This is a genomic window from Pollutimonas bauzanensis (genome assembly GCF_040393045.1).
Classification (GTDB): Bacteria; Pseudomonadota; Gammaproteobacteria; order Burkholderiales; family Burkholderiaceae_B; genus Pollutimonas; species Pollutimonas bauzanensis_A.
The window spans coordinates 1-24,484 of sequence record NZ_JBEBUX010000056.1; the positions used below are offsets into that span (position 1 = coordinate 1).

The window sequence follows — 24,484 nt, forward strand, 5'->3', positions numbered from 1 at the left end:
CATAGCCGATTTTTGTTTTCAACAAAATTATTGATTCGTTTCGTCGCCGACGCGCGCCGAGCTTCGAACATCATTTTTGAAGCAGGGCTGACAGTGCGCGAAGCCATCCGGAAAGAAGGTACGCCCTATGCCGAGCTTGCCGGATGAAAGCAATATTGTCCCATGTTGTACCGTTAGTGTTAGATACGCCTGATGTGAAAAAGTTAGAGCCGATGCTTTAAGAATCCAATAGACTGTCTGCCGAGTAAAGTGCTGGTAACCTGCGGCACCTCTGAAACATAATTACATTTCTATATGAACGAACCCATTTCCGACGACTTCTCGCTTTGGCACCCGAGCAGCCCCTTCATGGCCTACATGGCAGCTCTCGGTAACCTCTACCGGAACGACGCCGGCAATGTACTGGCGCTACGCGTGCAAGACGCGCATACGAACATGCACAATATCGCGCACGGCGGTTTGTTGGCCACGCTGGCCGATTGTGCGCTGGGATCTTATATTGCAAAGGAAGCAGCGGCATCCGTGGTCACAGTACGGATGTCGGTTGACTACTTTAATGGGGTTAAACCCGGAGACTGGCTCGAAGCCCATGTACAGATCGAAAAGAAAGGACGCAGATTAATCTACGCCTCTTGTTCACTGAAAGTCGGAGCGAAAATGATGCTCAAGGCCAGCGCTGTATTCGCGGTACGTGCCACGGATAGAGCCGTATCGGACGGCTAGATGCATTAATTGGACAGGCACACTTTGAAACCAATCCAGATATGCGCTGGGGGCGTAGGGGGCTAGCGCTCACGTTGGCGCACCCTCTGCCTGTTGCCTCGGCAAGGGTGCGCACTTTGGAGTAAAGGATATCAAAGCGGCCCAACAATACCCTGTTCAGCGAGCCGTAGGACTTCTTCGTGGCCATATCCCATCTCTTCGAGTATCTCTTTCGTGTGTTGTCCTAAAAGCGGTGGGGGCCGTTTAACCCCCCGTTGTTCGTTATTGAACGTCACGGGATAAGCGATATGACGTAATTTTCCTAGAGTAGGGTGCGTACTTTCCACCACTATGTTGCGCGCTGCAATTTGATCGTGGGCAAGAGCTTGATCCAACGTATGGAGCGGAGCGGCAGGCACCCCGGCACGACGCAAGCGCAATAGCCAGGATTCGGTTGTGTCGGTTTTTAGCCAATCCTGAACCAGATCGCAAGTGTTCTCAAAATTCGTGACTCTTAGGGCGTTTGTTTTAAAGGCTGGGGCGTTTGCATATTCTTCTTGACCCGCCTCTTTGCAGAAACGCTGCCACAGTCGATCGTTGCCTACACCAAGCATGAGTTCGCTATCAAGCGTCTTGAACGTTTGATACGGACAGAGTGATGGGTGGGAGGTACCAAGCCGCGAGGGCACCACACCGGAAGACCAGTAGTTATGGGCCATGTAACCCATAAAACCCATGGCTGTATCCAGCAATGACACCTCTACATACGCGCCTTCCCCGGTGTTGCTCCTGTTCATTAGCGCCGCGAGAATGCCTGAAACAGCGTGTATTCCAGTGCCCAGGTCAACGGGGGAGAAACTGACGCGTGCAGCAGGGCCATTCTTTTGACCAATGGTGCTCACCATGCCGCTGAAAGCCTGCAGCATGACATCGTACCCAGGTTCTGCCCCGAGGGGGCCGTCGCGTCCATATCCAGAAATTTCGCAGTAAATCAGACGGGGATTAACTTCTTTGAGGGTTTCGTAGTCAACACCTAGACGTTTTGCGGTTCCTGAACCAAATCCCTGGATTACGACGTCTGCCTGCTTTGCAAGCTCTCGAACGATCTGATTACCCTGTGGGGATTTTAGATCTAGCGCCATGCCCCGCTTATTGTGGTTCACAGCCATGAATGAGGCCGACTCGCCCGCTTTTTGAGGCAGCCAGCCCCGCGTCTCATCGCCTACGCCTGGCGGTTCGATTTTGATGACGTCTGCGCCCAGGTCACCTAGGTACTGCGCGCACAGGGGGCCGGCCAAAACCTTGCTGAGATCTAATATCCGTATACCTTCAAGCGGTCGCATACACATTTCCAAAGTTGTAGATTCTGTTCTGTTAATGGACAACAGTCTTCAGGTGCTTCGCTTGCGCAGCAGGTATTTTTGTGTACCTTCCATCACTAGCTCACCTCGTTGATTGAGGATTTGGGATCGCATTGCAAGCACACCAGTCGTACGGCCTGGAATGAGCTCAACCACTTCTAACGACGGGTAAAGCGTGTCGCCTGAAAATACCGGTAGTAGAAACTTGCTACTTTGCTCAATGAACGCTTTCAGTGACTCTTCGACGCAATGTGGAAAAAGTCCGGCTCCTGCCGCCGTTTGAATGAGCACCTGGAAGCCATGTGCAAGCATGTCTGGCATACCAAGTGAGCGACAGTATTCAACGTCGTAGTGAACTGGGTGATTATCGCCGCTAGCCAATTGGAAGGCTGCAAACAATGCATCCGTCATGGTTCTGGATGGAATGTTGAATCGCTCGCCAATGGCGAAATCGTCAAAGAAACGTTGTTCACAAAGTTGATGCGAGATCATTTTTTAGCTCCAATCTTAAAGTTTCGATCTGACTGTCAGTTGGTCGTCATGTTGGACGAGGTGACAACCGGGCGCCATTTTTCTGTTTCGGCAACAATAAACGCATCCAGCGCTGCAGGGTCGGGATGTTGTTCTAGCAACAGTCCCATTGTGTATGCCTTTTTCTGCAGCTCTGCTTCATTGAGTGCTGCTTCCAAACTTGCCCTCAGCTTCTCGATGACTTCGCCTGGAGTGCCTGCCGGTACTAACATCGCGTTCCACGTGTAGGCCTCATAGCCGGGTAGCTGCTCGGCTATGGCTGGCACATCAGGCGTTTGTGGTAGTCGTTCGGCCATGCTGGTCGCCAGCAGGCGAACCGTGCCTGCTTGAGCTTGGGCAAGCCCGGTCGGGGCGCTGTCGACCATAAATTGGACGTGTCCGCCTATGACGTCGGCGAGTGCAGGGGCGCTACCGCGGTAAGGAATGTGCTTGATGTCGAATTTGCCGAGGTGATTCAACAGCGCACCGCCTAAATGAGGCGCACTGCCTACGCCGGCAGATCCGTAATCTGATTTACCAGGGTTGTTGCGCAAGTAGTCAAGAAACTCGGGAAGTGTTTTGACAGGCAAGTCATTATTCACGATTAGTACTAGAGGGGCGCGCGCCGCAAGACCTACGGCGGCGAAATCTTTGACCGGGTCGTAGGAAAGTTTTTCATGCAGGCTCGGATTGACGGAGTGGGCGACAGTCGCCATTAATACGGTATATCCATCCTTGGGCGCCCGGGCGACGTTTTCGGTTCCGAGCATGGTTCCCGCACCTGCTTTGTTCTCCACGATCATGGTGGTTCCGAGCTTTTTACCCCACTCATCGGACAGCGCCCTCGCGAACGCGTCAGTAGGCCCACCGGCCGCATAAGGAACAACCAGCTTTATCGGCTTATTGGGATAGCTTGCGAGTGTTGCAGTGGAAAGCATCGACAAGGTGAAAATCGATAGCATTTTATGTAAGGACATTTTCATTCTGGGTCTCCGTTTGTTCGATAGTGAGCGAAACTATATCGAGCGGTGTGGAGATGGTCCAGTTGAAGTAAACTTTCCTGCGTTAGATAAAATCTAACGATGTGTTTTATTAAGGCAACATGGACTTTCTTAAATATGCGATACGAACTGACAGATCTTCGTGTGTTCATGGCAATCGCTGACGCGAATAGTCTTAGTAAGGGTGCGCTCTACATGCACATGACAGCACCATCAGCAAGCTACCGATTAAAGAATATCGAAAATGCTCTGGGTGTTTCGCTCTTTGACCGCACATCGCGAGGCATGCAGCTGACTGCTGCTGGCGAAGCCGTTTATAAGTACGGAAAAACGATGTTGTCGCGTGCGGATGAGTTGCAGACGGAAATGGCTCGATATAACTCTCAGGTCACTGGTCATATAAGAGTTTTTGCCAATAGCAGCACACTGAGCCCATTACCGATACCTCTTAGTCTATTTCTTGCTTCGCATCCGTCTATCAACATCGAGTTGGAAGAGCATTTAAGCGAAGAGAGTGTGAGGGCAGTTCATGAGGGGATTGCAGACATCGGCTTGGTCGCTGGCGCGGTGCATTTGCGGGGATTGGAGTCCATTCCTTATGGGCAAGACGAACTGGTGTTCGTTACACCGCTCGATCATCCGTTGACCCGACTTCAACGCGTCAAGGTTGAGGATGCGCTCGACCATGAGCTTGTTTCGGTGGGAAGAAGAAGTAGCAATTTTCTGTACTTGCAACAAATAGCCAGTACGCTCAATCGAAGAATGAACGTACGAGTTCATATGCCCGACTTTGATGCGGCGCTCCGCTGTGTTCATCAGGGCGTCGGAATATCGCTAATACCTCTTTCGATTGCAAAGAGGTCTATGGAAAGGAACTTGGTCAATATTGTCCATCTCGATGAACACTGGGCGAAACGAAATCAATTGATTGTCATCAGGTCGATGTCTGTGTTGGCGCCACATGCTCAGGCGTTCATTCGCTTCCTTGTCAAAAATTTGGGATAGGCAACTCGCTGACACCCGCAAGATTGATGAGAAGCCGAAAAAGTTATTGGTCAAAAAGTTTACGCAGATCTTTTGTTGACGTTTTGCCTTCTTGAATAGCCAATACCAGCAGAACGCGCGCTTTTTGGGGGTTGCTGCCACCGGCCCATAACTGCGCCGGCATTCAAAGCCGAACTAATCCTAACTGCCTATAGGCTTTAAGACGGACTGATTCTTATACTGGTTTTTTAGCGCCAATCCACTAATAAGGGGAAGAGGGCATGCTGAAAACTTCGCACTTGACGGTAGCCTGCCTTATTGCCGCCCTAAGCGGAATTGCGTTGGGACAGGGCAGCGAAGCACTCCTGGCTCGCGGCCAGTACCTGATGAATGGTCCGGTAGCTTGCGCCAATTGTCATATGCCCCGAGACAACAAAGGACTGCCTGCTTATAAAAAAGGCCTCTCGGGAGGTATGCGGTTCGATGACCCGATGTTTACCGCCTATGCTCCCAACATCACCCCCGATACCGAAACTGGCATAGGCTTATGGACCGACGCCCAACTGGCAAAAGCCATACGTGAAGGCATACGGCCAGACGGTAGCGTAATAGGCCCCCCAATGCCGATATCGTTCTACAAGCACTTATCTGATGCTGACCTAAGCGCCATTATTGCTTATTTAAAAGCTCAGCCCGCAATCAAAAACAAGGTGGAGAAATCCAGCTACAGAATGCCGCTGCCGCCCAACTATGGGCCACCGGTGCACGACGTGGCGACACCATCATCGGCGGACACCCTTGTATACGGCCAGTATCTGGCAAATATCGCCCATTGCATGGACTGCCATGACCCACGAAAAAGCAATGGCATGCTTGACGTAGCCCACCAGGGGGCTGGCGGGCAAGTATTCCCGGGCCCTTGGGGAAAAAGTCTTGCGCGCAATATAACACCGGACAAAAGCGGTTTGAAAGACTGGTCCGATACGCAAATTGCTCGTGCCATTCGCAACGGCGTAGACAGAAACGGCGAGCATTACAAACCGCCGATGGCCTTTGACTGGTACAAGAACATCAACGATACAGATATGGCGGCGCTGATAGCCCACCTGCGCTCACTTCCGCCGCAACCGTTAGGAGGTAAAGAATAAATGAGGCCTCGAATAGCAGTGATTTTTCATTGCGTCTATTTAGGATTACTTTAATCAAGCCTGGGTTGTTCGAGTTTTATACGACTAAAGTTTATTGCATAAGACGGTAGCCTACGGCGGTCTCTGTCAAGAGATGCTTGGGTTGAGCGGGGTCGTCCTCCAGCTTCTGCCGTAAGTGCCCCATGTAAATACGTAAATAATGCCCGCTTTCGCTGTGCGATGGCCCCCATACTTCGCGCAATAGCTGGGTGCTGGTCATTACGCGCCCGACATTGCTGGCTAGAACGGTCAGCAGCCGGTATTCAGTTGGCGTTAAGTGAACGATATTCCCATTTTTTCGGACTAGACGCGTCTTGACGTCCACGGTAACGTTGCCAAACTGGACAACACCGCCACTATGGTCTTGACCTTGCCGGCGCAATGCAGCACGTACTCGCGCAAGCAACTCTCCAACCCCAAACGGCTTGGTTAAGTAGTCGTCGGCGCCAGCGTCAAGCGCTTTGATCTTGTCTTGTTCGTCCACGCGTGCGGAGAGCACAATAATAGGTACCGTCGACCATGTTCTGATATCGACAATACAATCAACGCCGTCGCCGTCGGGTAACCCTAGGTCGAGAATAATCAAGTTCGGCTTGCGGGTTCCGGCATCAATCAGGCCGCGCTGCATGGTTTCCGACTCGTGGACTTGCCACCCCTCCTGTTCGAGCGAGGTTCGTACAAAACGACGGATCTGGGGTTCATCTTCGATCAGTAGCGCAATAGGTGTTGGTTCAGTCATGGCCTGCGGTTTCGGAGTCAGTATTGCCTTCTTCCACGTCGGGCATGCCCGGAGGCGTACCCAGAGGCAGGGTAAAGACGACGACAGCGCCGCCCTGGGGCGAGCGCTGGGCGCTTATGACGCCATTATGTACCTGAACGATAGCACGGCAAATAGCCAGCCCCAGACCTACACCGGGCGTGGACGACTCCTGTTCGCCCCGCGTGAATTTCTCAAAAAAAGCCTCTTCACGGCCGGGTGGAAAGCCTGGCCCGTTATCAGAAACGGTGACTTCCAGATATTGATCTTTGACACTTGCGGCGACGACAATCAACGACCCCTCCCGCGTGTATTTGCTGGCATTTTCCACGAGATTGCAAAGCACCCGTTCTATTAATACCGCATCAAAGCGCACCAAGGGCAGGTCTGGCGCCAGTTGCGTTCGAACCTTATGCCGGGCGAGCACACCTTGGCTGGCGCGAAGTGCGCTTCCTACCACTTCCTCGAAAGGTTGCCATTGCAGGTTGAGCCTGATTTCACCGCTTTGAAGGCGAGCCATGTCGAGCAAGTTGGTGACCAGCTTTGTCATTCGTTGCGCTTCTTCGTGCAGGGCGTTGGCCAATTCATGTTGCGTCTGGGTGAGTGGCGGCGCTGACGACGCGAGTGATTCGGATAGTCCAAGTAACGACGTCAGGGGGGTGCGCAAATCGTGCGACAGTGCAGAGAGCAAGGAGTTGCGTAGCCGTTCTGACTCCATCCTCAGTAAAGCGTCTTGTGCTACGTCGATGTAATGCACACGTTCCAGCGCGATGGCTGCCAGCGCAGCGAAAATCTCAAGCTGTTGCCGCTGTTCGGGCACGAGCAGCCAATGCGGGCTACGGGGTGCAACCGCAAGTATGCCTCGGGTGCGCATGGGCGCTTGCAGAGGCAAATAAAAGAAACGGCTGGCGGGTAGGGTGTCGGTACCCATTCCGGCTGGCGAGGCGTGATCGAATGCCCATTGCGCCACCCCCATATCCACCATCTCCAGGTCCTGTTCGTTAGCATTGAAAGCCGGTGTAGGCATTTGCAAATGTCCCGCGTCATCGGGCAGAAGCAGTGTCGTTCGGGCATCGAACGTACGCTGAATAAAGCGACGAGTGGACTCGAATATCTGAGAGGTTTGCAAGGCGCCCGACAATTCGCGGGCGAACTCATACAGCGCGCGCGAACGAGACTCCCGCCGCGATGCCACACGTGCTTGATAGCGCAATCCTGCCGTAAGCTGCCCGATGATTAGACCGACCGCAAGCATGACTGCAAGGGTCACCACATACTGAAAATCGCTGATCGAGAACGAGAAACGGGGCGACACAAAAAAGAAGTCGAATGCCGCAACGCTCATAAAGGCGGAAAGGATGGCCGGACCGCGGCCGAACTGTACGGCGATGAACACTAAGGTCAACAGGAACAACATCACGATGTTGGCCAGATCCAGGTAGGGCAACAGTGGCGTGGCGATGAGTGCCGTCAAGACGCTGCTTGCGATCGTCCAGAGATAAGGCTGAAGCCGTAGCCTGCGATAGGCAGGAATATCGCCATGCTTCGTGTGAAAAGCAAGCTCAGGCTTTAGCGGCTTATTGGACTCTGGACCGGGATCACCAATTTCGATCAGATCAATTTCAGGAGCGTAAGCGGCGATGCGTGTTGAGAGAGCCCGACGTAATGACCACCCTCGGGAATGCCGCCCCAGGATAACTCGCGAAAAATTGTGAGCATGGGCATAGTCGATGACGGTAAGTGCAATATCGCTGCCTGACAAGACGACTGGAGTGGCGCCAAGATCTTGTGCCAGTTTGAGCGTTTTTAGTATCTGGTCTCGCCGGGTCCTTGGTAAGCGTTGCAGTTGCGGCGTTTCAACATAGATCGCATGCCATTCGGTGTTTAATTGGCTGGCCAGTTGCGCCGTGCTGCGAATGATATGTTCTGTTCCGGGGCAGGGGCCGACGCAAACCAGTAGTGCCGAGTCGGTCTTCCAGATGGCGCCTATCGATTTTTCGATTCGATATGCCTGCACATCATCTTCGATCCGCTCTGCCGTGCGGCGTAACGCCAGTTCCCGCAGGGCGATCAAATTGCCTTTACGGAAAAAATTCTTTGAGGCCCGATCCGCCTGTTGAGCTTGATAGACCTTGCCTTCCTTCAGTCGTTTAAGCAACTCATCCGCCGGGATATCCACCAGCACGATTTCATCGGCTTTATCGAATACAGTATCTGGCAAGGTTTCACTGACGCGGATACCGGTAATTCCGCCCACTACGTCGTTCAGGCTTTCCAGGTGCTGGACGTTCACGGTTGTAAATACGTCGATGCCGACGTTCAAGAGTTCTTCTACGTCTTGCCATCGCTTGGGGTGGCGTGAGCCCGGCACGTTAGAATGCGCCAACTCGTCCACCAGGACCAGCGAGGGCTGGCGCCGCAGCGCCGCATCGATATCGAACTCGTGTAACGCCTTTCCCCGATAGTCGATGGTTTTTAGCGGCAGAACTTCCAGACCGTGCAGTAATGATTCGGTTTCGCTGCGGCCATGGGTTTCGACTACGCCGACCACGACCTTCTGCTTGTCAGCCAGTAGCCTCTGTGCCGCAGCCAACATGGCATACGTCTTGCCGACCCCCGCCGACGCCCCGAAATAGATTCGCAGCTTGCCACGCTTGGCTTGGCGCTCTTGCTCTTGGACCTGAGCCAGCAAACTGTCCGGATCCGGGCGTTGTGCGTCAGTTGAATACATGGTTTGGCGTTGAGACGCTATTCGTTTTGTTGATCGATCGCAAGGTTCAGCATCAATACATTGACGCGTGGCTCACCCAAGAATCCAAAGTACCGCGATTCAGTGTGTTGATCAATCAGGCTATGCACCGTCGCTATGGATAAATGGCGCTCGCGTGCAACACGAGGGGCTTGATAGTAGGCGGCGGCCAGGCTGATTTCGGGGTCCAGGCCGCTGGCGGAGGCGGTCACCAGGTCGATCGGAATCGCCGAGGTATTGCCTGGGTCGGCGGCTTTCAACGCATCGATACGGTTTTTCACCGCATTGATGAGGGCGGGGTTGCTCGGGCCCATGTTGGAGCCGCTGGACGCGGCCGCGTTATTCGGCATCGGGCCGGTGGCTGAGGGCCTGCCCCAAAAATAGTTGGGTGAGGTGAACGTTTGCCCAATCAGCTCGGATCCTATCGCTTGGCCATCCCGAGTGATCAGGCTACCTGCCGTCTTGTCGGGAAAGGCGAACTGCCCAATACCTGTTATGGCCAAGGGGTACAACACACCGCAAATGAGGGTTAGAGCAGCAAACAGCACCAACGCAGGGCGAACAATTGATTTCATGAGTGTCCTAAACGAGATGAAGAGCGGCAAGGGCCATATCAATGAGCTTGATGCCCGCAAACGGTACCAGGATGCCGCCTAATCCGTAGATCAGTACATTGCGGCGCAAGAGCATGGCCGCACCGATGGCCCGATATTGCACGCCTTTCAAGGCAAGAGGGATCAGCACAACAATGATCAGCGCATTGAAAATCACGGCGGACATGATGGCCGACGAAGCACTGCTTAACTGCATGATGTCGAGCGCCTTAAGTTGCGGGTAGGTCCCAACAAACGCCGCCGGGATAATGGCGAAATACTTGGCGATGTCATTGGAAATGGAAAATGTGGTCAGCGATCCGCGGGTCATCAGCATCTGTTTTCCGATCTCCACGATTTCCAGTAGTTTGGTCGGGTTGGAGTCGAGATCAACCATATTGCCGGCCTCTTTTGCTGCCTGGGTGCCGGAATTCATTGCTACAGCGACATCGGCCTGTGCCAGCGCCGGTGCATCATTGGTTCCGTCGCCGGTCATTGCTACAAGCCTGCCTTCGGCTTGGTAGCTGCGTATCAGCTTGAGCTTGTCTTCCGGGGTGGCTTCTGCCAGGAAATCGTCCACGCCGGCTTCGGCTGCAATGGCGGCTGCCGTGAGCTTGTTGTCGCCGGTAATCATGATGGTCTTGATCCCCATACGGCGCAGTTCGGCAAAGCGTTCTTTAATGCCGCCCTTGACGATGTCCTTGAGCTCTACGACGCCCATCACACGGCCTTCATCGACTACCACGAGCGGCGTGCTGCCTCGCCGCGACAGTTCATCAACGGCGAGGGTCACTTCCGCAGGGTAGGAGTAACCTAGCGACGTTACGTATTTTTTCATGGAATCGGCGGCGCCTTTGCGTAGTGCACGCGTGTCGTTGCCTGTATGGACATCGATGCCGCTCATGCGGGTCTGCGCCGAAAAGGGAACAAACGTTGCATGCAGCGATGCCATCTCGCGTTCGCGGATATTGAACCGTTGCTTGGCCAACACCGCAATACTGCGCCCTTCGGGCGTTTCATCTGCCAACGAAGCGAGTTGCGCGGCATCGGCCAATTGGATTTCGCTGACTCCTGGTGCAGGGATAAAGGCGGCGGCCTGCCGGTTGCCCAGTGTAATGGTGCCCGTCTTGTCCAGCAGCAGTACGTCGACATCGCCGGCCGCTTCTACGGCGCGGCCCGACGTGGCAATAACGTTCGCTTGCATCATGCGGCTCATGCCTGCGACACCGATGGCCGACAGCAAACCGCCTATCGTGGTTGGGATCAGGCACACCAGCAGGGCTATCAGCACTGTCATGGTGACGGGGGTGCCCACGCTTGCGGCATGGACGCTAAACAGCGAGAAGGGCAGTAGCGTAACCGTTACCAATAGAAAGATGATGGTGAGCGCCACGAGTAGAATGGTCAACGCAATTTCGTTCGGTGTTTTCTGTCGCTTTGCGCCTTCAACCATGGCGATCATGCGATCGATGAAGGCCTCGCCCGGATCGACCGACACGCGCACCACCAACCAATCAGACAGCACGCGGGTACCGCCGGTTACTGCGGAAAAATCGCCGCCCGATTCTCGGATGACCGGCGCGGACTCCCCGGTGATAGCGCTTTCATCCACCGATGCCACGCCTTCAATCACCTCGCCATCGGCAGGAATGGTGTCGCCGGCTTCCACCAGCACGATATCGCCTTTGCTCAGTTGCGTGGCCGGTGTAGAGGTCCAGCGGCTGCCATGCGCTGCTGCGCTCATTTTCTTGGCGGTAACGGTTTGCTTTAACGCGTGCAGCGAGGCAGCCTGCGCCTTGCTGCGGCCCTCCGCCAATGACTCGGCAAAGTTCGCAAACAGCACCGTCACCCAGAGCCCTAAAGCGATGATCAGGATGAAGCCTGGGCTGGCTTCGCCGGTGCCTGTGATGGCCTGAAGGAACAGCAATGTGGTCAGGATACTGCCCACATACACCACAAACATGACTGGATTACGCCACTGGGCGCGCGGATCCAGTTTTTTGAACGCGCCGGTAATGCCAGGTCCTAGGAGCGCGGCATCAAAAAGCGCCAAATTTCTTTTGTGCGACATAGCTAGCGTCCTGCTTAATGAGTGAATAACTGAAGATGTTCGACAATGGGCCCTAACGCTAATGCAGGTATGTAGTTCAATACGCCCACCAACACCACGACGCCGATCAAAAGAGCTATGAATAGCGGGCCATGCGTCGGCATGGTGCCGGCCGTTATGTCCAGGCGCTTTTTCGCCGCGAGTGATCCGGCCATGGCCAGAATCGGTACGATGACGAGGTAGCGGCCGAACCACATGGCCAGACCCAACATGATGTTATAGAAGGGAGTATTGGCCGATAAACCGGCAAATGCGCTGCCGTTGTTATTGGCGGCCGAGGTGAACGCATACAGGACCTCTGAAAACCCATGCATACCCGGGTTGGCTATACCGGCTCGCCCAGGATCCGCAATCACGGCGATCGCGGTGCCGCATAGCACCAGAAATGGCACGATCAAAATGGCGATCGCCGTCATTTTCATTTCGAAAGACTGTATTTTCTTACCCAAATACTCTGGCGTGCGGCCTATCATCAGGCCGGCGATAAACACCGTCATGATCGCGAAGATCAGCATGCCATATAGGCCGGAACCCACGCCGCCAAAGACCACTTCGCCCAGCTGCATCAGCACGAGCGGCACCAAGCCGCCCAGGGGCATGAAAGAATCATGCATGGCATTGACCGCGCCGCAGGATGCTGCCGTTGTGATGGCCGCGAACAAGGCCGATGCGCTAATGCCAAAGCGGGTTTCCTTGCCTTCCATATTCCCACCTGACTGCAACGCGCTGGCGACCTGATCGATGTCCAATCCCGCCAACCCAGGATGCGCTTGCTGCTCGGCGAACATGGCAATGCTTGCCATCACGACAAAGATGATCGTCATGGCGCCCAACACCGCCCAACCTTGCCGAATATCCCCCACCATCCGGCCGAAGGCGAAACACAGTGCCGTCGGAATTAAGAAAATAGCCAACATCTGCAAGAGGTTAGAAAGGGCAGTGGGGTTTTCGAAGGGATGCGCCGAGTTGGTGTTAAAAAAGCCGCCGCCGTTGGTGCCTAGTAGCTTGATGGCTTCTTGCGAAGCCACGGGACCCATTGCCAGCGTCTGTGTTTTCGCGCTTAGGGTTTCGGTCAACGGATCGCCTTCAGCGGTATTCAGCGCCTGACCCTGTGCGTCGGTTTGAACCTGTTCATAGGTAACCGGGGCAAGCAACGTAACTTCTTTGTAGGAAGAAAAATTTTGAATCACGCCTTGACTCATTAGGGCGACGGCCAGCACAACCGATAGCGGCAACAATAGGTACAGGGTCGAGCGCAGCAGATCGACCCAGAAGTTGCCGATGCCGTTTGCAGAGCGTGACGAAAACCCGCGTATCAAGGCAAAGGCAACAGCAATGCCGGTTGCGGCTGAAAAGAAATTCTGCCCAGTCAACACGAGCATTTGAGTGAGGTAGCTCATGGTTGTTTCACCGCCGTAGCCCTGCCAGTTGGTATTGCTGGCAAAACTGATTGCAGTATTGAACGATGAATCAGCACTTACATTGCCAAACGCCTGGGGGTTTAGCGGTAGCCATGCCTGAAGCCGTTGCACGCCATAGGTGGCTAGCACGCCCAGTGTGTTGAACGCGAGCAGTGCCAGCGCGTAGCTTTTCCAACCCATGCCTGTGTTGGGATTAATGCCGGCGGCGCGATAGAGGGCTGCTTCCACGGTGCTGAGCCAGCCCATGCCGCGCACTGGCGCATAGGAAGCAAGTCGTACCATATACTTTCCCAGCGGATAAGCTAGGCCTAATAAGAGCACCAGGAAGATCAGCAAAAGCAGCAAGGATTGCGTTGTCATGTCATAAGTCCTCTGCTTTTACGAGCGCGATGAGCAAGTACGCCAAGAGGCCGCCGGCCACGATCGCGCCGATGAGATAAAACAGATTCATTGATCATCTCCCAACTTGGCGCAAGCCGTGGCTAACGCGCAGGTCAGAAAGTAAAATACAAGAACTATGCCGATATGTAGGAGGTCTGCCATCATCTTTATAAACGTTGTTTTGATGATGGAAAGATTAGCTGGATGCGTCTAAAAGTTTTGTAAAAACTCGGATGCCAAGTATAAAAAAAGTATAAAAAATCACGACAAAGAGAGCGGGTGCCTCGCTGAAAACTAGCCGCTCTCCTGCTCGTGTTACCCAATTAAAGAGAGACGCCCCTCATCAGTACGCGTCACCTCAAGTGTCGCAATCCGTCGGTTAGTAATTTCCGTTATCTTGAAATGCAGGCCGTCCAATTCTATAGTGGCGCCGATTGCAGGTAGGGCGCCGAATCGATCAAGAAGCAGTCCAGCGATCGACGTAAAGCCATCACCTTCGACGCGCAAGGAGTCGGTTTCAAGTACCTGAGCGAGATAGTGCAGATCGGTCGCACCATCGACCCGCCAACGTCCTGGCTCTATGGCTTGGATGGTCGGGTGTTCATCCTCATCCGGAAACTCGCCGGCAATGGCCTCCAGGATATCAATAGGAGTGAGGAGCCCTTGAATCGTGCCATACTCGTCGGTAATCAGCACCAGTTGTCCGCGGGACTTTTTGAGCGTTTCCATTGCACTCAATACCCCAGTTAACTCATGGACGATAATGGGCTCACGCAGGCTCGAGAGCTCGCTCATATCCCTACTGTCCATCAAGTCAGCCATGAGGTCTTTAGCCCGGGCAACGCCTAATATGCTATCGAGCTGGCCGCGACAGACCGGGAAAAAGCTATGGGGCGTTTCGCGCAAATGCTGGAGTATCGTCGCCGGCTCATCATCCAGATTGATCCAGGAAATTTCGGTGCGCGGCGTCATAATGGAGCGAATCGAGCGCTCTCCCAGCGTGAGTACACCGCTCACCATGCTGCGCTCTTCTTCTCCGAACGCCGATTCGTCCGTGTCCGGAGTAGCCCCCGTTGCAGACTCCATTCTTTCAGAGCGTTTCTTGCTTCCCAGCATGCGCAATACTGCCTCGGCTGTGCGATCCCGCAACGGCAGGCGCGCTTCATTTTTCAGCAGGCTACGACGAGCAAGCTGATTGAAAAACTCAATCACAATGGAAAAACCTATCGCAGCGTACAGATAACCTTTAGGAATCTTGAACCCCAGGCCTTCCGCAGTGAGGCTGAGCCCGATCATTAACAAAAAGCTCAAGCACAGCACCACGACGGTAGGGTGCGCATTCACAAAGCGCGTTAAGGGCTTGGATGCCCACATCATCATGCCCATGGAAATCACCACGGCCGCCATCATGACGGGAAGCTCATCGACCATACCGATGGCGGTTATTACCGCGTCCAGCGAAAACACGGCATCCAGGACAACAATTTGTGTGACCACCACGGCAAAGCCGGCATATACCTTGGAGTTGCTCTGTTCATGGGTAGTGCCTTCCAGGCGCTCATGCAGCTCGGTGGTGGCTTTGAATAACAGGAAAATCCCGCCTAAAAGAAGGATCAAGTCTCTTCCCGAGAACGAAAAGGATCCCACGGAAAACAAGGGCGCCGTCAAGGTAACGAGCCACGACACAATGGTGAGCAATCCCAGTCGCATTAGGAGCGCTAGCGACAAGCCGATCAATCGTGCTTTATCGCGCTGATGTGGCGGCAGTTTGTCGGCCAGGATCGCAATAAAAATCAAATTGTCGATACCGAGCACGATCTCTAGCACGACCAGGGTCAACAGCCCCACCCAGATATTGGGGTCTAAAAGCCATTCCATATAAAAGCCTAATAAAAATTAAGTAAAGCCAAGTGATGCGCGGTGAATCGATTAGATACGCGGCGGCTTTAGAACAGGAAGATAGACCGAAGGGAATGTAATGGAGTGGTAGTCTGGCCAGAGATCGAACAATTGGGGGGTATGCAGGCATAGCGCTGCGCTATTCACAGAGTCGCTAATATCCGCATGCACGGCTTGCTGCGAGTTCGTGGCGTCTGGGGAGGAGGGCGTTGAGCGTTTCAAGGCGGTGTCAGCGTTCATTGACACCGCCTCGACGGCCTCGAGAAGGGCGACGCGGTGGTGAGCGTCGCGCAAGTCTTCTAAAGACTCAGCCAAGACTTGAATGGGAAGCAGAAGGAGTAAAAAAATGACGATAAATCGTCGCATACATGCAGGCGCAAATAATAATGCACTGAGTATAACGCGTGGCGCCTTACGGCGGACGCCTCAGATCGCTAGCGTAAGCAGCCGGCTACTGTGCCTTCTCCTGGATTTTTTCGCCTCCGCGCTCGATATCCTGGCCTGCGCCTCTCATCGTGTTACATCCAGCCGTCAAGACGGCAATAACCAACAACATCGGCAACCAAACTTTTTTCCTCATGGCCAACTCCCTTTGAGTGATGATTCGTACTTTCACAACCGTCCAGGTCAGCCCTGGCGGATCGTCACATCTTCCCAGCAAGTAGCGGGCCTGGGCTGCGAATTAGGCGAAAGAGTCGGCGACCATATTGTTTGTATCAACTTCTACCAAGTATCCTGCGGCGACCCATGCATCGATACCGCCCGCCAAGGGTCGAACCCTGCCATAGCCTTTTTGCATCAGTTGTTTTGACACGATCGCGGCCGAAGCATCATTCGGACAATCGCAGTACACGATCACCTCATCGACCTGTTCCTTGTTCATTGCAATATCGCCGACGGTAAGCGAGATTGCGCCCGGAATACGTCCCTGCGCTTGTGAAAGCGGGGAGCGCACATCGACAATGATCGGATGGCCGCCCGACTGCAGCATAGCTTGCAGTTCTTCGACGGTGACGCGCTCCATGCACAGCAGTTTGAGAAAGCGCTTGCGCTGCCACCACTTGTTCGCAATGAACAATAAGAGGGCGACGCCCAGCAGCAGCACACCCAGCAGCCCCAGATTGACTAGTACGTCCAGCAATTCGTCGACCGCTGTGCTGAACAGCGAACCCAGGTAGATGGCAGAACCCGACCACAGCGCTGCGCCGATGACGTCAAACAGCAAAAAACTTCTTTTTCGTGTGCCGACGGCACCTGCCAGTACGCTGGCGATAGAGGCAAACCCTGGGATGAACTTGGCCACCATCAGCGATGGAGGTCCCCAGCGCACATAAATGGATTCCGTCTGTTTGACGCATGAATCAGGCGACAAGGATATGCGGCAAAGCGCCGAAAGCATTCTGCGACCATAGCGGCGACCAGCCAGATACCATCCGTAGTCCGCAATCAATGCTGCCAGGACCGCAACGCCCAACAGCGTGAACGCCGAATAGCCGCTGGAGTCTAGCAGCGCGCCCGTGATGACCAGAATAGGGTAGGACGGTATGGGCGCGCCCGCCTGCTCGATAAGCACATTAAGGAACACGACGACAAGCCCGTGTTCCCCAATGAGTTGCAGTATGGATTGCATCATGGTGCGCTTAGATAGGTATAGGTGTTGATCAACTTGCGGTCCATGAAGTCCATTACGTTATTCACATCGCCGCATCAATATCAATAGTGTATTGGAAATAGAACCGGGGAGTAACCCGTGTCTATGTGGCTCCAGGCAACTCGATTTCGAAGACGGTTGCGTCAGCCGTTGAGCGAGCACGAATCTTTCCGCCATGTGCTTCTACGATCGATTTGACGATGGCCAGGCCTAGACCAGCACCTTCACCACTACGCTGTCGGGATGCGTCGGGTCTATAAAAACGCTCAAAAATATGGACGATGTGTTCTGACGGTATGGCAGGGCCGGGATTCTGAACGCAAATCCGGATATGTGCAGACTCGACGCCGAAGGCCGCTGTAACAATGCCTCCCGCAGGCGTATATCGAATGGCGTTCGATAGCAGGTTGCTCAACGCTCGGCGTATCATCAGCCGATCCCCGAGGATGCAGGCCTGTACCCCAACAAGCTCTAAGCCCACCTCACGCTCTTCGGCCCAGGCGCCGAAGTAGTCGAAAAGGTTACGCATTTCGGCTTGGAGGTCGATTTTGACGAGTTCGGGTTTGAGAAGATTGTTGTCCGCCTGCGCGAGAAACAGCATGTCGCTTAGCATTTTCGCCATGCGCTCATACTCCTCTAGATTTGAGTACAAGACCTCACGGTACTGTTCAACGCTACGCACTTGCGAAAGTGCGACCTCGGTCTGGGTTTTCAAGTTGGTGATGGGGGTGCGCAACTCGTGAGCGATGTCGCCTGAAAAGTCCGACAGACGGCGAAATACATTTTCAAGGCGTTCAAGCATGCCATTGAAAGAAGTAGTCAGCTCAACGAGTTCAGTGGGCACGGCCTTTGGCTCTAGGCGTATATGGAGCTGATCCGATCCGATTTTGCGCATTTCGCGGCTGATTCGTCGTATTGGCGCATGGCCTTGGTGCACTGCAAGCCACGTGGCCAAAATCGCAATCAAACAAGCAGCAATCGTGATGATTCGTAGGTAATCCCGAAAGCTCTCTAGGTAGTGCAGATGAAAATCGATACCTGTGGCGACTGTGATGGTTAAGATGCGTGGATGAGAGGGGCTGCCGGTTGCGACCCGTAGCACAGCTCCTCGAAATGTCTCGCCATGGTCTTGCCATATGCCAACCGTATCGATAGTGATCTTGTCTACAGGCTGAGCGATTTGAGCAAACCGATCCAAGTTCGATCCCGACGTAGCATAAATCTGGGCCCCGGAATCCGAGGAAATACGATATTGAGCGTTATGATGGCCGGAAACAGCATTGGCAAGCCGCTGATTCAATTCTGCGGGTGCTATATCAGGCGGTAGCGTTGCCAGAGTGTGCTTTAAGGCCTGAACGACGGCATTCAGTTCATCAACATCTTGCTGGATAAAATGGTTGTTGATTGACCGCTCTACGATCCAGCCGAATGTGAGTAGTACGACTGTTATGACCGCCCCAATAGAAACGGTAAGCCGTACGGCTAGCGATGCTGGGCGTCGCTTCATGGGTCAGTCCGGCAGGGTCACATCGAGCATGTAACCCATGCCTCGCACCGTGTGAATCAGCTTGGGCTCATAGTCGTCGTCAATCTTGGCGCGTAGGCGCCGAATCGCTACATCGATAACATTGGTGTCGCTGTCAAAGTTCATATCCCAAACCTGCGAAGCGATCAAAGAGCGCGGCAGGACTTCGCCTTTCCGGCGTACCAAGAGCTCCAATAGCGCAAATTCCTTGTTAGTCAGATTAATGCGCGCATTTTGCCGCTGCGCCCGGCGCCGCGGAATATCCAGCACGAGATCAGCTATCTGTAGCTGGTCCTGAAAGACTGGAGCGGTGCCCCGTCGCAACAAAGTACGCACTCGTGCCAGGAGTTCTGAAAAAGCGAAGGGTTTTACCAGGTAATCGTCTGCGCCCAGCTCCAGCCCCTTTACTCGATCCTCGACACTGTCCCGGGCAGTTAAAAAGAGCACGGGGGTTGGCGACTTGGCATCGCGCAATGCTTGCACGATACGCCAGCCATCCACATCCGGCAGCATGACATCCAAGATAATAAGATCGTACGAGCCCGTGAGAGCCAGGTGGTGGCCATCCAAGCCGGTGCGCGCGAGATCCACCACGAAGCCGGACTCCATTAGTCCTTGGCGCACGTAATCGCCTGTTTTGATCTCGTCTTCGACTACGAGCAATTTCATGGGGTTATTCCTGTAAGCCTTTTAGGAGTCGCTATAGAAAGAATGACCTCTCCAGCCTAATCGGTGTTGTGGGACTGTAATGCGATGGCGCTGACATCAACATGACGCCAGGATTACAAAATTGTAATCCTGGTGTGGCGGGCTGAAGTGATCCGATGCCAATGAAATAAACCGAGCGTGTTGTACATAGTATGCGGTGATGCCGGATCAAAGTAGGGGGAACCTGCACAAGAAGTGAAGTCCGTGGATTACAAGAAAGTAATGGCGCCGTCATTAGTGCGACAGCTTCACTTTATTAAAGTTAGGAAATGACGACCTATTGCTTGATTTGAGCTGACAGTCGCAGTTTCCCACCACGACTCAATACAGGATTCCCTTCGCGTGAAACGCCCAATTTCGCTAGCCGCATCCCTCCCGGTCATACCACGTCGCCGCTTTGTCCAAGGCCTTGCGGCCGGTGGCGTGTTGTTGGGTCTATCACCATTTTCCCGTGCCGCTGGAATGCAATCAGAAAGAACAAGTACCGGCTCAGCAGCTGTGCTAAGCGGGACCGAATTCAATCTGGAGATCGGTGAGTCGCCCGTTAACTTCACCGGCAACCCGCGCATGGCCACCACCGTTAATGGTTCGCTACCTGCACCGACCCTGCGTTGGCGCGAAGGCGATACCGTCACCATACGTGTCAGGAATCGCCTGAACGAAACTACCTCGATCCATTGGCACGGCATCATCCTGCCGTTCCAGATGGACGGTGTGCCCGGCATTAGCTTCACAGGAATTCCGCCCGGTGACACGTTCACATACCGATTCAAAGTGCAGCAAAGCGGCACGTACTGGTATCACTCGCACTCGGGTATGCAGGAGGCCACGGGCGTGTATGGAGCAATCATTATCGATCCGGCACAAGCCGACCTCATACGGGCCGATCGCGAGTACGTCGTTCAATTGTCTGACTGGACCGACGAGGACCCGATGCGGGTCCTGGCCAAGCTCAAGATGCAAGGCGACTATTACAACTACAACCAGCCCACGGCCGTAGATTTCTTCAAGGATGTTTCGCACACAGGCCTGAAAGCGGCTGTCGACAAGCGCAAGATGTGGAATGAAATGCGCATGAGCCCAACTGATTTGGCCGATCTGTCGGCCAACGTGCTGACCTACCTGATGAATGGTACGACGCCAGCGGGCAACTGGACAGGGCTATTTCGTCCCGGAGAGCGCGTGCGGCTGCGCTTTATTAATGGCGCGGCCAATACCTTCTACGATGTACGGATACCAGGCCTGAAGTTAACAGTCGTTCAGGCTGACGGCGTCAATATAGAGCCGGTAACCGTCGACGAGTTCCGATTCGGACCTGGAGAGACTTACGACGTACTAGTGCAACCCAAGGACGACGCTTACACCGTTTATGCGCAAGCCATGGATCGCACGGGTTACGCCCGCGGTACGCTGGCTACGCATGCCGGTCTGGAGGCGGCGGTGCCCGCGCTTGATCCTGCGGAATGGTTGACCATGGCCGACATGATGGGCGCCATGGGCGGGGGCATGGCAGGAATGACTCATGGCGCAGCTACCCAATCTCCTATGGGCGGCATGAACCACGGCAGCATGGCTGGCATGGACCACAGCGCGATGTCCGCGGCTGGCGCCAGCACCCAGGTGCGCCATGCCCGGACCGAGTACGGCCCCAGCATCGATATGAGGGTGGACATGCCGCGCACCAACCTGGACGATCCCGGCATTGGCTTGCGCAATAACGGCCGGCGCGTATTGACGCTTTCGGACTTGCACACCGTGGGCGGTGCGATGGATCCGCGCGGTGCAGAACGTGAAATCGAGCTCCATCTGACCGGAAATATGGAGCGCTATGCCTGGTCATTCGATGGTGTGGAGTTCGGCAAATCGACCCCGGTTCATTTCCGTTACGGCGAACGCGTTAGAGTCATCTTGCATAACGATACGATGATGACGCACCCCATGCATTTGCATGGTATGTGGAGTGAACTGGAAACGCCGGACGGCCAATTTCAGGCCCGGCGGCACACCATTCCCGTGCAGCCGGCGCAACGCATTAGCTTTCTGCTAACGGCTGACGCCCTGGGGCGCTGGGCATGGCATTGCCATTTGATGTTGCACATGGATGCCGGCATGTTCCGCGAAGTGGTGGTGGCATGAAGACAACGAACAACCCGTTAGGCATTCTGGCCATGAACAGTCAATTGAAGAAGAAACTCCTTGGCGCAGCCATCGCAACAGTAGGGGCGATGCCCGTGTTTGCCTATGCACAGGCGCATGCGGATCACGCCGGCTATGCTTCGGCACCGGCCTCCGCTCACGGCATGAGCGCGATGGATCATGGTAGTGGTGAAATGGATCATGGCGATATGCAGATGCAAGGCGGCTCGGCTCCGCCGGATGCCCGTGATCCCGACGCCTACTCGGGTGGCTACGTTCGCAATGCGGGCAAGTATGCGTTGCCGCCTTCAGATGCGCTAATGATGTCGGACATGCATAACTTCGGTTCCGTGAACTTCGATCGGTTGGAGTACGTCAGGGCGCGCGGCAAGGAATGGGCGGCCTATGAAGGCGAGGCGTGGTACGGCAGCACCTATAACCGCGCCGTGATCAAGGCTGAAGGCGAAGTGGCGAGCGGCAAGCTGCAAGCGTCGGAAACGCAACTGCTCTGGCGTCACGCGGTTTCAACCTTCTGGGATACGGAGCTGGGCGTGCGATTTGATCATGGCCAAGGCGCGCCGAACCGAGAGTGGCTGGCATTCGGTGTTAAAGGGCTGGCGCCTTACTGGTTCGAGGTGGATGCCACCGCCTATGTCGGTCCAAGCGGCCGCACCGCTCTGGGCCTGAAAGCGGAATACGATATCTTGCTGACCCAAAAGCTCTACCTTCAACCGAGCGTAGAAGTGAATTTCTATGGCAAGGAAGATGAGCGCTGGGGTATTGGCAGCGGCTTGACAGACGGCACGGCGGGTTTGCGCCTCAAGTACGAAGTCACGCGCCAGTTTGTTCCCTATGTGGGCGTGGAGTGGTCCAGAAAATTCGGGAAAACAGCGGATTATGCCCGTGCAGAAGGCGAATCCAAACAGGAAACCCGTTTTGTTGCCGGTTTGAGCTTTCGCTTCTGATGTTGCCTTATATTTTTCACACGGGCGGCTTGAGTTGGCTGCCTACTAAAACAAATCTCAAGAGAGTATTGACATGAAAAAGACCCTTTCTATTCTGGCTTTGAGCCTACTTCCGGCGCTCGCCATGGCTGCAGGTAACCACGGCGGAGGACACAGCGCACCGGCGCATGGCATGCCTGGGCACGACATGTCCACCATGTCGACTGAACCTTCGCCAACGGGGCAGCCTGGCGATCCGGCTAAAGTTACTCGTACGATTGAGCTGACGATGGACGACACCATGCGATTTACGCCAAGCGATATCCAGGTCCGTGCAGGCGAGACCGTTCGTTTCTTTATCAAGAACACGGGGAAAATCCCCCATGAAATGGTGATTGGATCCATTGCCGATCTGAAGGCTCATGCGGCTGAAATGCAGAAAATGCCAGGAATGCAGCATGCCGAACCGAATATGATCACATTGGCCCCGGGTAAGATTGGCGGCCTGGTGTGGCAGTTCGACCAGGCCGGCACCGTCGACTTCGCGTGCCTGATTCCCGGTCACATGGAGGCCGGGATGGTCGGCAAGGTAAAAGTCAGTTGAGTTGGTACATAGACATGTCACGGAAAAAATTGATTTTCGGAGTGGTCAGCGTCGCCATACTCGGTGCTGCCGCTGCTATCCTTTACAGCACGACGCGGCTATTTGGCCCGGCATTCATCGACCCGGCGGATCAGGCTCTTGTGATGCAGGGCAGGGCCATCTACATGAACAATTGTGCAGCATGTCATGGCGAGTCCCTGCAAGGCCAGCCGAACTGGCGTGAGCGCATGGCCAATGGCAGGCTGCCTGCACCGCCGCACGACAAGGCGGGCCACACCTGGCACCATCCTGATGCGATGTTGGTGGATATGGTGAAAAACGGCCTGGTCCCTGGGAAGACAGCACCTCCAGGTTATGTCAGTGATATGCCCGCTTATGGCGCGGTCTTGTCCGACGAAGAAATTATTGCCGTGATTGCTTATATCAAGAGCACCTGGCCGCCAAAAGTCCTTGAGGCACAAAAAGAAGTCACGTTGCAGCGGCAGAACTAATTTGCCTTAGTGCGGTCTTTATTTCTACTATGAATTATTCAAGATTTATATTTTCATTGGAGCAGATGTCGTGAAGTTGTGGTTGGCAGCGGTTGCCTTAGCTGCCGCATCATCTTTTTCTGATTTCAGGAGATACAAATGAATATGAAAGCACTATTTATTGCACCCATTACGGCACTCTTGTTGGGCGTAAGCGGTGCGGGAGCAGCAGCGATTTCCAGCAATGATGGCACTACCGCGGGCATGAAAGCTGAATCAGGCATGATGCAGAATGGTGAGGCTGCCCAGATGGGTCATATGAAGCAAGGCAGGATGAAAGATCACGGCATGATGAGCGGCGGCGGCATGATGGGGATGATGAGCGGCTGTCCTATGATGGGTGCCGCTAGCGGCGCCAATAGCAAAGTGATGATGCAGATGCATGGCGAGATGATGCGCGCCATGGGCGACATTATGATCAAGTATGCCGACAAGCTTGAAGAGCCGTCTTCGCCTCAATAACGACATCCGATCGAACCGAAGACCTGTCAAGCACGCTAAGTTATGGACTTCATACCGACTTGCGCAGTCTAAGGGCATTGAAAACGACCGATGCCGAGCTCAGACTCATCGCTAACGCGGCGAACATGGGCGAAAGCAACAGGCCCACAAATGGATACAAGACCCCGGCAGCCAGTGGCACGCCAAGGGCGTTGTAAATGAATGCGAAGCCCAGATTCTGCTTCATATTGGCGATTGTTGCGTCCGACAGGTGGCGTGCAATGGAGATA

Annotated in this window: 23 protein-coding genes and 1 pseudogene; 8 read left to right on the forward strand and 16 right to left on the reverse strand. The window is 54.4% G+C overall.

Features of this window, described 5'->3' with window-relative positions; translation table 11 throughout:
- The first annotated feature begins 294 nt into the window (after nucleotides 1-294).
- On the forward strand, nucleotides 295-723 hold the full coding sequence (locus tag ABWO67_RS10520) for a PaaI family thioesterase (RefSeq protein ID WP_353151417.1): 429 nt from the start codon (nucleotides 295-297) through the stop codon (nucleotides 721-723).
- A 131-nt stretch (nucleotides 724-854) separates the two neighbouring features.
- Here the strand turns inward: ABWO67_RS10520 and ABWO67_RS10525 are convergent, their stop codons facing one another.
- The 3 genes from ABWO67_RS10525 to ABWO67_RS10535 are packed head-to-tail and all read right to left on the reverse strand — an operon-like array spanning nucleotide 855 to nucleotide 3,556.
- Entirely contained in the window at nucleotides 855-2,045 is a 1,191-nt protein-coding gene (locus ABWO67_RS10525) for a CaiB/BaiF CoA transferase family protein (RefSeq protein ID WP_353151420.1), read from the reverse strand.
- 48 nt (nucleotides 2,046-2,093) lie between these two features.
- On the reverse strand, nucleotides 2,094-2,555 hold the full coding sequence (locus ABWO67_RS10530; protein ID WP_353151423.1) for a MaoC family dehydratase: 462 nt from the start codon (nucleotides 2,553-2,555) through the stop codon (nucleotides 2,094-2,096).
- A gap of 35 nt (nucleotides 2,556-2,590) precedes the next feature.
- The gene (locus tag ABWO67_RS10535) at nucleotides 2,591-3,556 is read right to left on the reverse strand and encodes a tripartite tricarboxylate transporter substrate binding protein (protein ID WP_502929997.1); all 966 of its coding nucleotides are present in this window, start codon (nucleotides 3,554-3,556) and stop codon (nucleotides 2,591-2,593) included.
- A gap of 135 nt (nucleotides 3,557-3,691) precedes the next feature.
- Between ABWO67_RS10535 and ABWO67_RS10540 the strand changes: the two genes are divergently transcribed.
- Both ABWO67_RS10540 and ABWO67_RS10545 read left to right on the forward strand, forming a co-directional pair.
- Nucleotides 3,692-4,579 carry a LysR family transcriptional regulator gene (locus ABWO67_RS10540; RefSeq protein WP_353151426.1) on the forward strand — a complete coding sequence of 296 codons (888 nt, stop codon included), beginning with the start codon at nucleotides 3,692-3,694 and terminating at the stop codon, nucleotides 4,577-4,579.
- 260 nt (nucleotides 4,580-4,839) lie between these two features.
- A complete protein-coding gene (locus ABWO67_RS10545; protein WP_353151429.1) occupies nucleotides 4,840-5,706 on the forward strand; it encodes a c-type cytochrome in 867 nt (288 codons plus the stop codon).
- Between the two features lie 91 nt (nucleotides 5,707-5,797).
- On the opposite strand, the gene kdpE is transcribed toward ABWO67_RS10545, so the two are convergent.
- The 12 genes from kdpE to ABWO67_RS10605 all read right to left on the reverse strand — a co-directional run bounded on the left by kdpE (nucleotide 5,798) and on the right by ABWO67_RS10605 (nucleotide 19,500).
- Nucleotides 5,798-6,484, reverse strand: a complete 687-nt coding sequence (gene kdpE, locus ABWO67_RS10550) for a two-component system response regulator KdpE (RefSeq protein WP_353151432.1) — start codon at nucleotides 6,482-6,484, stop codon at nucleotides 5,798-5,800.
- The gene (kdpD, locus tag ABWO67_RS10555; protein WP_353151435.1) at nucleotides 6,477-9,233 is read right to left on the reverse strand and encodes a two-component system sensor histidine kinase KdpD; all 2,757 of its coding nucleotides are present in this window, start codon (nucleotides 9,231-9,233) and stop codon (nucleotides 6,477-6,479) included. The genes kdpE and kdpD overlap by 8 nt, the downstream gene beginning before the upstream one ends.
- Nucleotides 9,234-9,250: 17 nt before the next feature.
- The gene (gene kdpC, locus ABWO67_RS10560) at nucleotides 9,251-9,826 is read right to left on the reverse strand and encodes a potassium-transporting ATPase subunit KdpC (protein ID WP_353151438.1); all 576 of its coding nucleotides are present in this window, start codon (nucleotides 9,824-9,826) and stop codon (nucleotides 9,251-9,253) included.
- Between the two features lie 7 nt (nucleotides 9,827-9,833).
- Complete coding sequence (gene kdpB / locus ABWO67_RS10565; RefSeq protein ID WP_353151440.1) at nucleotides 9,834-11,915, reverse strand: potassium-transporting ATPase subunit KdpB; 2,082 nt, start codon at nucleotides 11,913-11,915, stop codon at nucleotides 9,834-9,836.
- A 14-nt stretch (nucleotides 11,916-11,929) separates the two neighbouring features.
- Nucleotides 11,930-13,735 carry a potassium-transporting ATPase subunit KdpA gene (kdpA, locus tag ABWO67_RS10570; RefSeq protein WP_353151443.1) on the reverse strand — a complete coding sequence of 602 codons (1,806 nt, stop codon included), beginning with the start codon at nucleotides 13,733-13,735 and terminating at the stop codon, nucleotides 11,930-11,932.
- A gap of 1 nt (nucleotide 13,736) precedes the next feature.
- Nucleotides 13,737-13,826 (reverse strand): potassium-transporting ATPase subunit F, encoded by a 90-nt coding sequence (locus ABWO67_RS10575; protein ID WP_353151446.1) that lies wholly within the window; start codon nucleotides 13,824-13,826, stop codon nucleotides 13,737-13,739.
- A 245-nt stretch (nucleotides 13,827-14,071) separates the two neighbouring features.
- Nucleotides 14,072-15,634: a TerC family protein gene (locus tag ABWO67_RS10580; RefSeq protein ID WP_353151449.1), complete on the reverse strand. Its 1,563-nt coding sequence runs from the start codon at nucleotides 15,632-15,634 to the stop codon at nucleotides 14,072-14,074.
- A 51-nt stretch (nucleotides 15,635-15,685) separates the two neighbouring features.
- Nucleotides 15,686-15,895 (reverse strand): hypothetical protein, encoded by a 210-nt coding sequence (locus tag ABWO67_RS10585; protein ID WP_353151452.1) that lies wholly within the window; start codon nucleotides 15,893-15,895, stop codon nucleotides 15,686-15,688.
- Between the two features lie 211 nt (nucleotides 15,896-16,106).
- A complete protein-coding gene (locus ABWO67_RS10590; RefSeq protein ID WP_353151479.1) occupies nucleotides 16,107-16,211 on the reverse strand; it encodes an entericidin A/B family lipoprotein in 105 nt (34 codons plus the stop codon).
- A 126-nt stretch (nucleotides 16,212-16,337) separates the two neighbouring features.
- A complete protein-coding gene (locus ABWO67_RS10595) occupies nucleotides 16,338-17,285 on the reverse strand; it encodes a rhodanese-like domain-containing protein (RefSeq protein WP_353151482.1) in 948 nt (315 codons plus the stop codon).
- 124 nt (nucleotides 17,286-17,409) lie between these two features.
- Nucleotides 17,410-18,813: a Cu(+)/Ag(+) sensor histidine kinase gene (locus ABWO67_RS10600; protein ID WP_353151455.1), complete on the reverse strand. Its 1,404-nt coding sequence runs from the start codon at nucleotides 18,811-18,813 to the stop codon at nucleotides 17,410-17,412.
- A 3-nt stretch (nucleotides 18,814-18,816) separates the two neighbouring features.
- Complete coding sequence (locus ABWO67_RS10605) at nucleotides 18,817-19,500, reverse strand: heavy metal response regulator transcription factor (RefSeq protein ID WP_353151458.1); 684 nt, start codon at nucleotides 19,498-19,500, stop codon at nucleotides 18,817-18,819.
- 381 nt (nucleotides 19,501-19,881) lie between these two features.
- Between ABWO67_RS10605 and ABWO67_RS10610 the strand changes: the two genes are divergently transcribed.
- The 5 genes from ABWO67_RS10610 (at nucleotide 19,882) to ABWO67_RS10630 (ending at nucleotide 24,215) form a co-directional block, all read left to right on the forward strand.
- Nucleotides 19,882-21,675 (forward strand): copper resistance system multicopper oxidase, encoded by a 1,794-nt coding sequence (locus ABWO67_RS10610; RefSeq protein WP_353151461.1) that lies wholly within the window; start codon nucleotides 19,882-19,884, stop codon nucleotides 21,673-21,675.
- The gene (locus ABWO67_RS10615) at nucleotides 21,672-22,640 is read left to right on the forward strand and encodes a copper resistance protein B (RefSeq protein WP_353151464.1); all 969 of its coding nucleotides are present in this window, start codon (nucleotides 21,672-21,674) and stop codon (nucleotides 22,638-22,640) included. Before ABWO67_RS10610 ends, ABWO67_RS10615 begins: the two co-directional genes overlap by 4 nt.
- Before the next feature lie 73 nt (nucleotides 22,641-22,713).
- Nucleotides 22,714-23,223 (forward strand): cupredoxin domain-containing protein, encoded by a 510-nt coding sequence (locus ABWO67_RS10620; protein ID WP_353151467.1) that lies wholly within the window; start codon nucleotides 22,714-22,716, stop codon nucleotides 23,221-23,223.
- A gap of 14 nt (nucleotides 23,224-23,237) precedes the next feature.
- Nucleotides 23,238-23,714, forward strand: coding sequence for a c-type cytochrome (locus ABWO67_RS10625; RefSeq protein WP_353151470.1), 477 nt, complete (start codon nucleotides 23,238-23,240; stop codon nucleotides 23,712-23,714).
- Nucleotides 23,715-23,852: 138 nt separating this feature from the next.
- Entirely contained in the window at nucleotides 23,853-24,215 is a 363-nt protein-coding gene (locus ABWO67_RS10630) for a hypothetical protein (RefSeq protein WP_353151473.1), read from the forward strand.
- A gap of 49 nt (nucleotides 24,216-24,264) precedes the next feature.
- Here the strand turns inward: ABWO67_RS10630 and ABWO67_RS10635 are convergent.
- A pseudogene (locus ABWO67_RS10635) lies at nucleotides 24,265-24,484 on the reverse strand (copper-transporting ATPase); the annotation flags it as partial.

Bases quoted from the DNA above. Each gene is read 5' to 3' on its own strand.
- ABWO67_RS10625 (WP_353151470.1), top strand. From the start codon at position 23,238: ATGTCACGGAAAAAATTGATTTTCGGAGTGGTCAGCGTCGCCATACTC.
- ABWO67_RS10605 (WP_353151458.1), bottom strand. From the start codon at position 19,500: ATGAAATTGCTCGTAGTCGAAGACGAGATCAAAACAGGCGATTACGTG.
- ABWO67_RS10590 (WP_353151479.1), bottom strand. From the start codon at position 16,211: ATGTTGTTGGTTATTGCCGTCTTGACGGCTGGATGTAACACGATGAGA.
- ABWO67_RS10595 (WP_353151482.1), bottom strand. From the start codon at position 17,285: ATGCAATCCATACTGCAACTCATTGGGGAACACGGGCTTGTCGTCGTG.
- ABWO67_RS10575 (WP_353151446.1), bottom strand. From the start codon at position 13,826: ATGAATCTGTTTTATCTCATCGGCGCGATCGTGGCCGGCGGCCTCTTG.
- kdpD (WP_353151435.1), bottom strand. From the start codon at position 9,233: ATGTATTCAACTGACGCACAACGCCCGGATCCGGACAGTTTGCTGGCT.
- ABWO67_RS10630 (WP_353151473.1), top strand. From the start codon at position 23,853: ATGAATATGAAAGCACTATTTATTGCACCCATTACGGCACTCTTGTTG.
- ABWO67_RS10545 (WP_353151429.1), top strand. From the start codon at position 4,840: ATGCTGAAAACTTCGCACTTGACGGTAGCCTGCCTTATTGCCGCCCTA.
- kdpC (WP_353151438.1), bottom strand. From the start codon at position 9,826: ATGAAATCAATTGTTCGCCCTGCGTTGGTGCTGTTTGCTGCTCTAACC.
- kdpB (WP_353151440.1), bottom strand. From the start codon at position 11,915: ATGTCGCACAAAAGAAATTTGGCGCTTTTTGATGCCGCGCTCCTAGGA.
- ABWO67_RS10615 (WP_353151464.1), top strand. From the start codon at position 21,672: ATGAAGACAACGAACAACCCGTTAGGCATTCTGGCCATGAACAGTCAA.
- ABWO67_RS10600 (WP_353151455.1), bottom strand. From the start codon at position 18,813: ATGAAGCGACGCCCAGCATCGCTAGCCGTACGGCTTACCGTTTCTATT.
- ABWO67_RS10585 (WP_353151452.1), bottom strand. From the start codon at position 15,895: ATGAACGCTGACACCGCCTTGAAACGCTCAACGCCCTCCTCCCCAGAC.
- ABWO67_RS10535 (WP_502929997.1), bottom strand. From the start codon at position 3,556: ATGAAAATGTCCTTACATAAAATGCTATCGATTTTCACCTTGTCGATG.
- ABWO67_RS10540 (WP_353151426.1), top strand. From the start codon at position 3,692: ATGCGATACGAACTGACAGATCTTCGTGTGTTCATGGCAATCGCTGAC.
- ABWO67_RS10530 (WP_353151423.1), bottom strand. From the start codon at position 2,555: ATGATCTCGCATCAACTTTGTGAACAACGTTTCTTTGACGATTTCGCC.
- kdpE (WP_353151432.1), bottom strand. From the start codon at position 6,484: ATGACTGAACCAACACCTATTGCGCTACTGATCGAAGATGAACCCCAG.
- kdpA (WP_353151443.1), bottom strand. From the start codon at position 13,735: ATGACAACGCAATCCTTGCTGCTTTTGCTGATCTTCCTGGTGCTCTTA.
- ABWO67_RS10520 (WP_353151417.1), top strand. From the start codon at position 295: ATGAACGAACCCATTTCCGACGACTTCTCGCTTTGGCACCCGAGCAGC.
- ABWO67_RS10580 (WP_353151449.1), bottom strand. From the start codon at position 15,634: ATGGAATGGCTTTTAGACCCCAATATCTGGGTGGGGCTGTTGACCCTG.
- ABWO67_RS10525 (WP_353151420.1), bottom strand. From the start codon at position 2,045: ATGCGACCGCTTGAAGGTATACGGATATTAGATCTCAGCAAGGTTTTG.
- ABWO67_RS10620 (WP_353151467.1), top strand. From the start codon at position 22,714: ATGAAAAAGACCCTTTCTATTCTGGCTTTGAGCCTACTTCCGGCGCTC.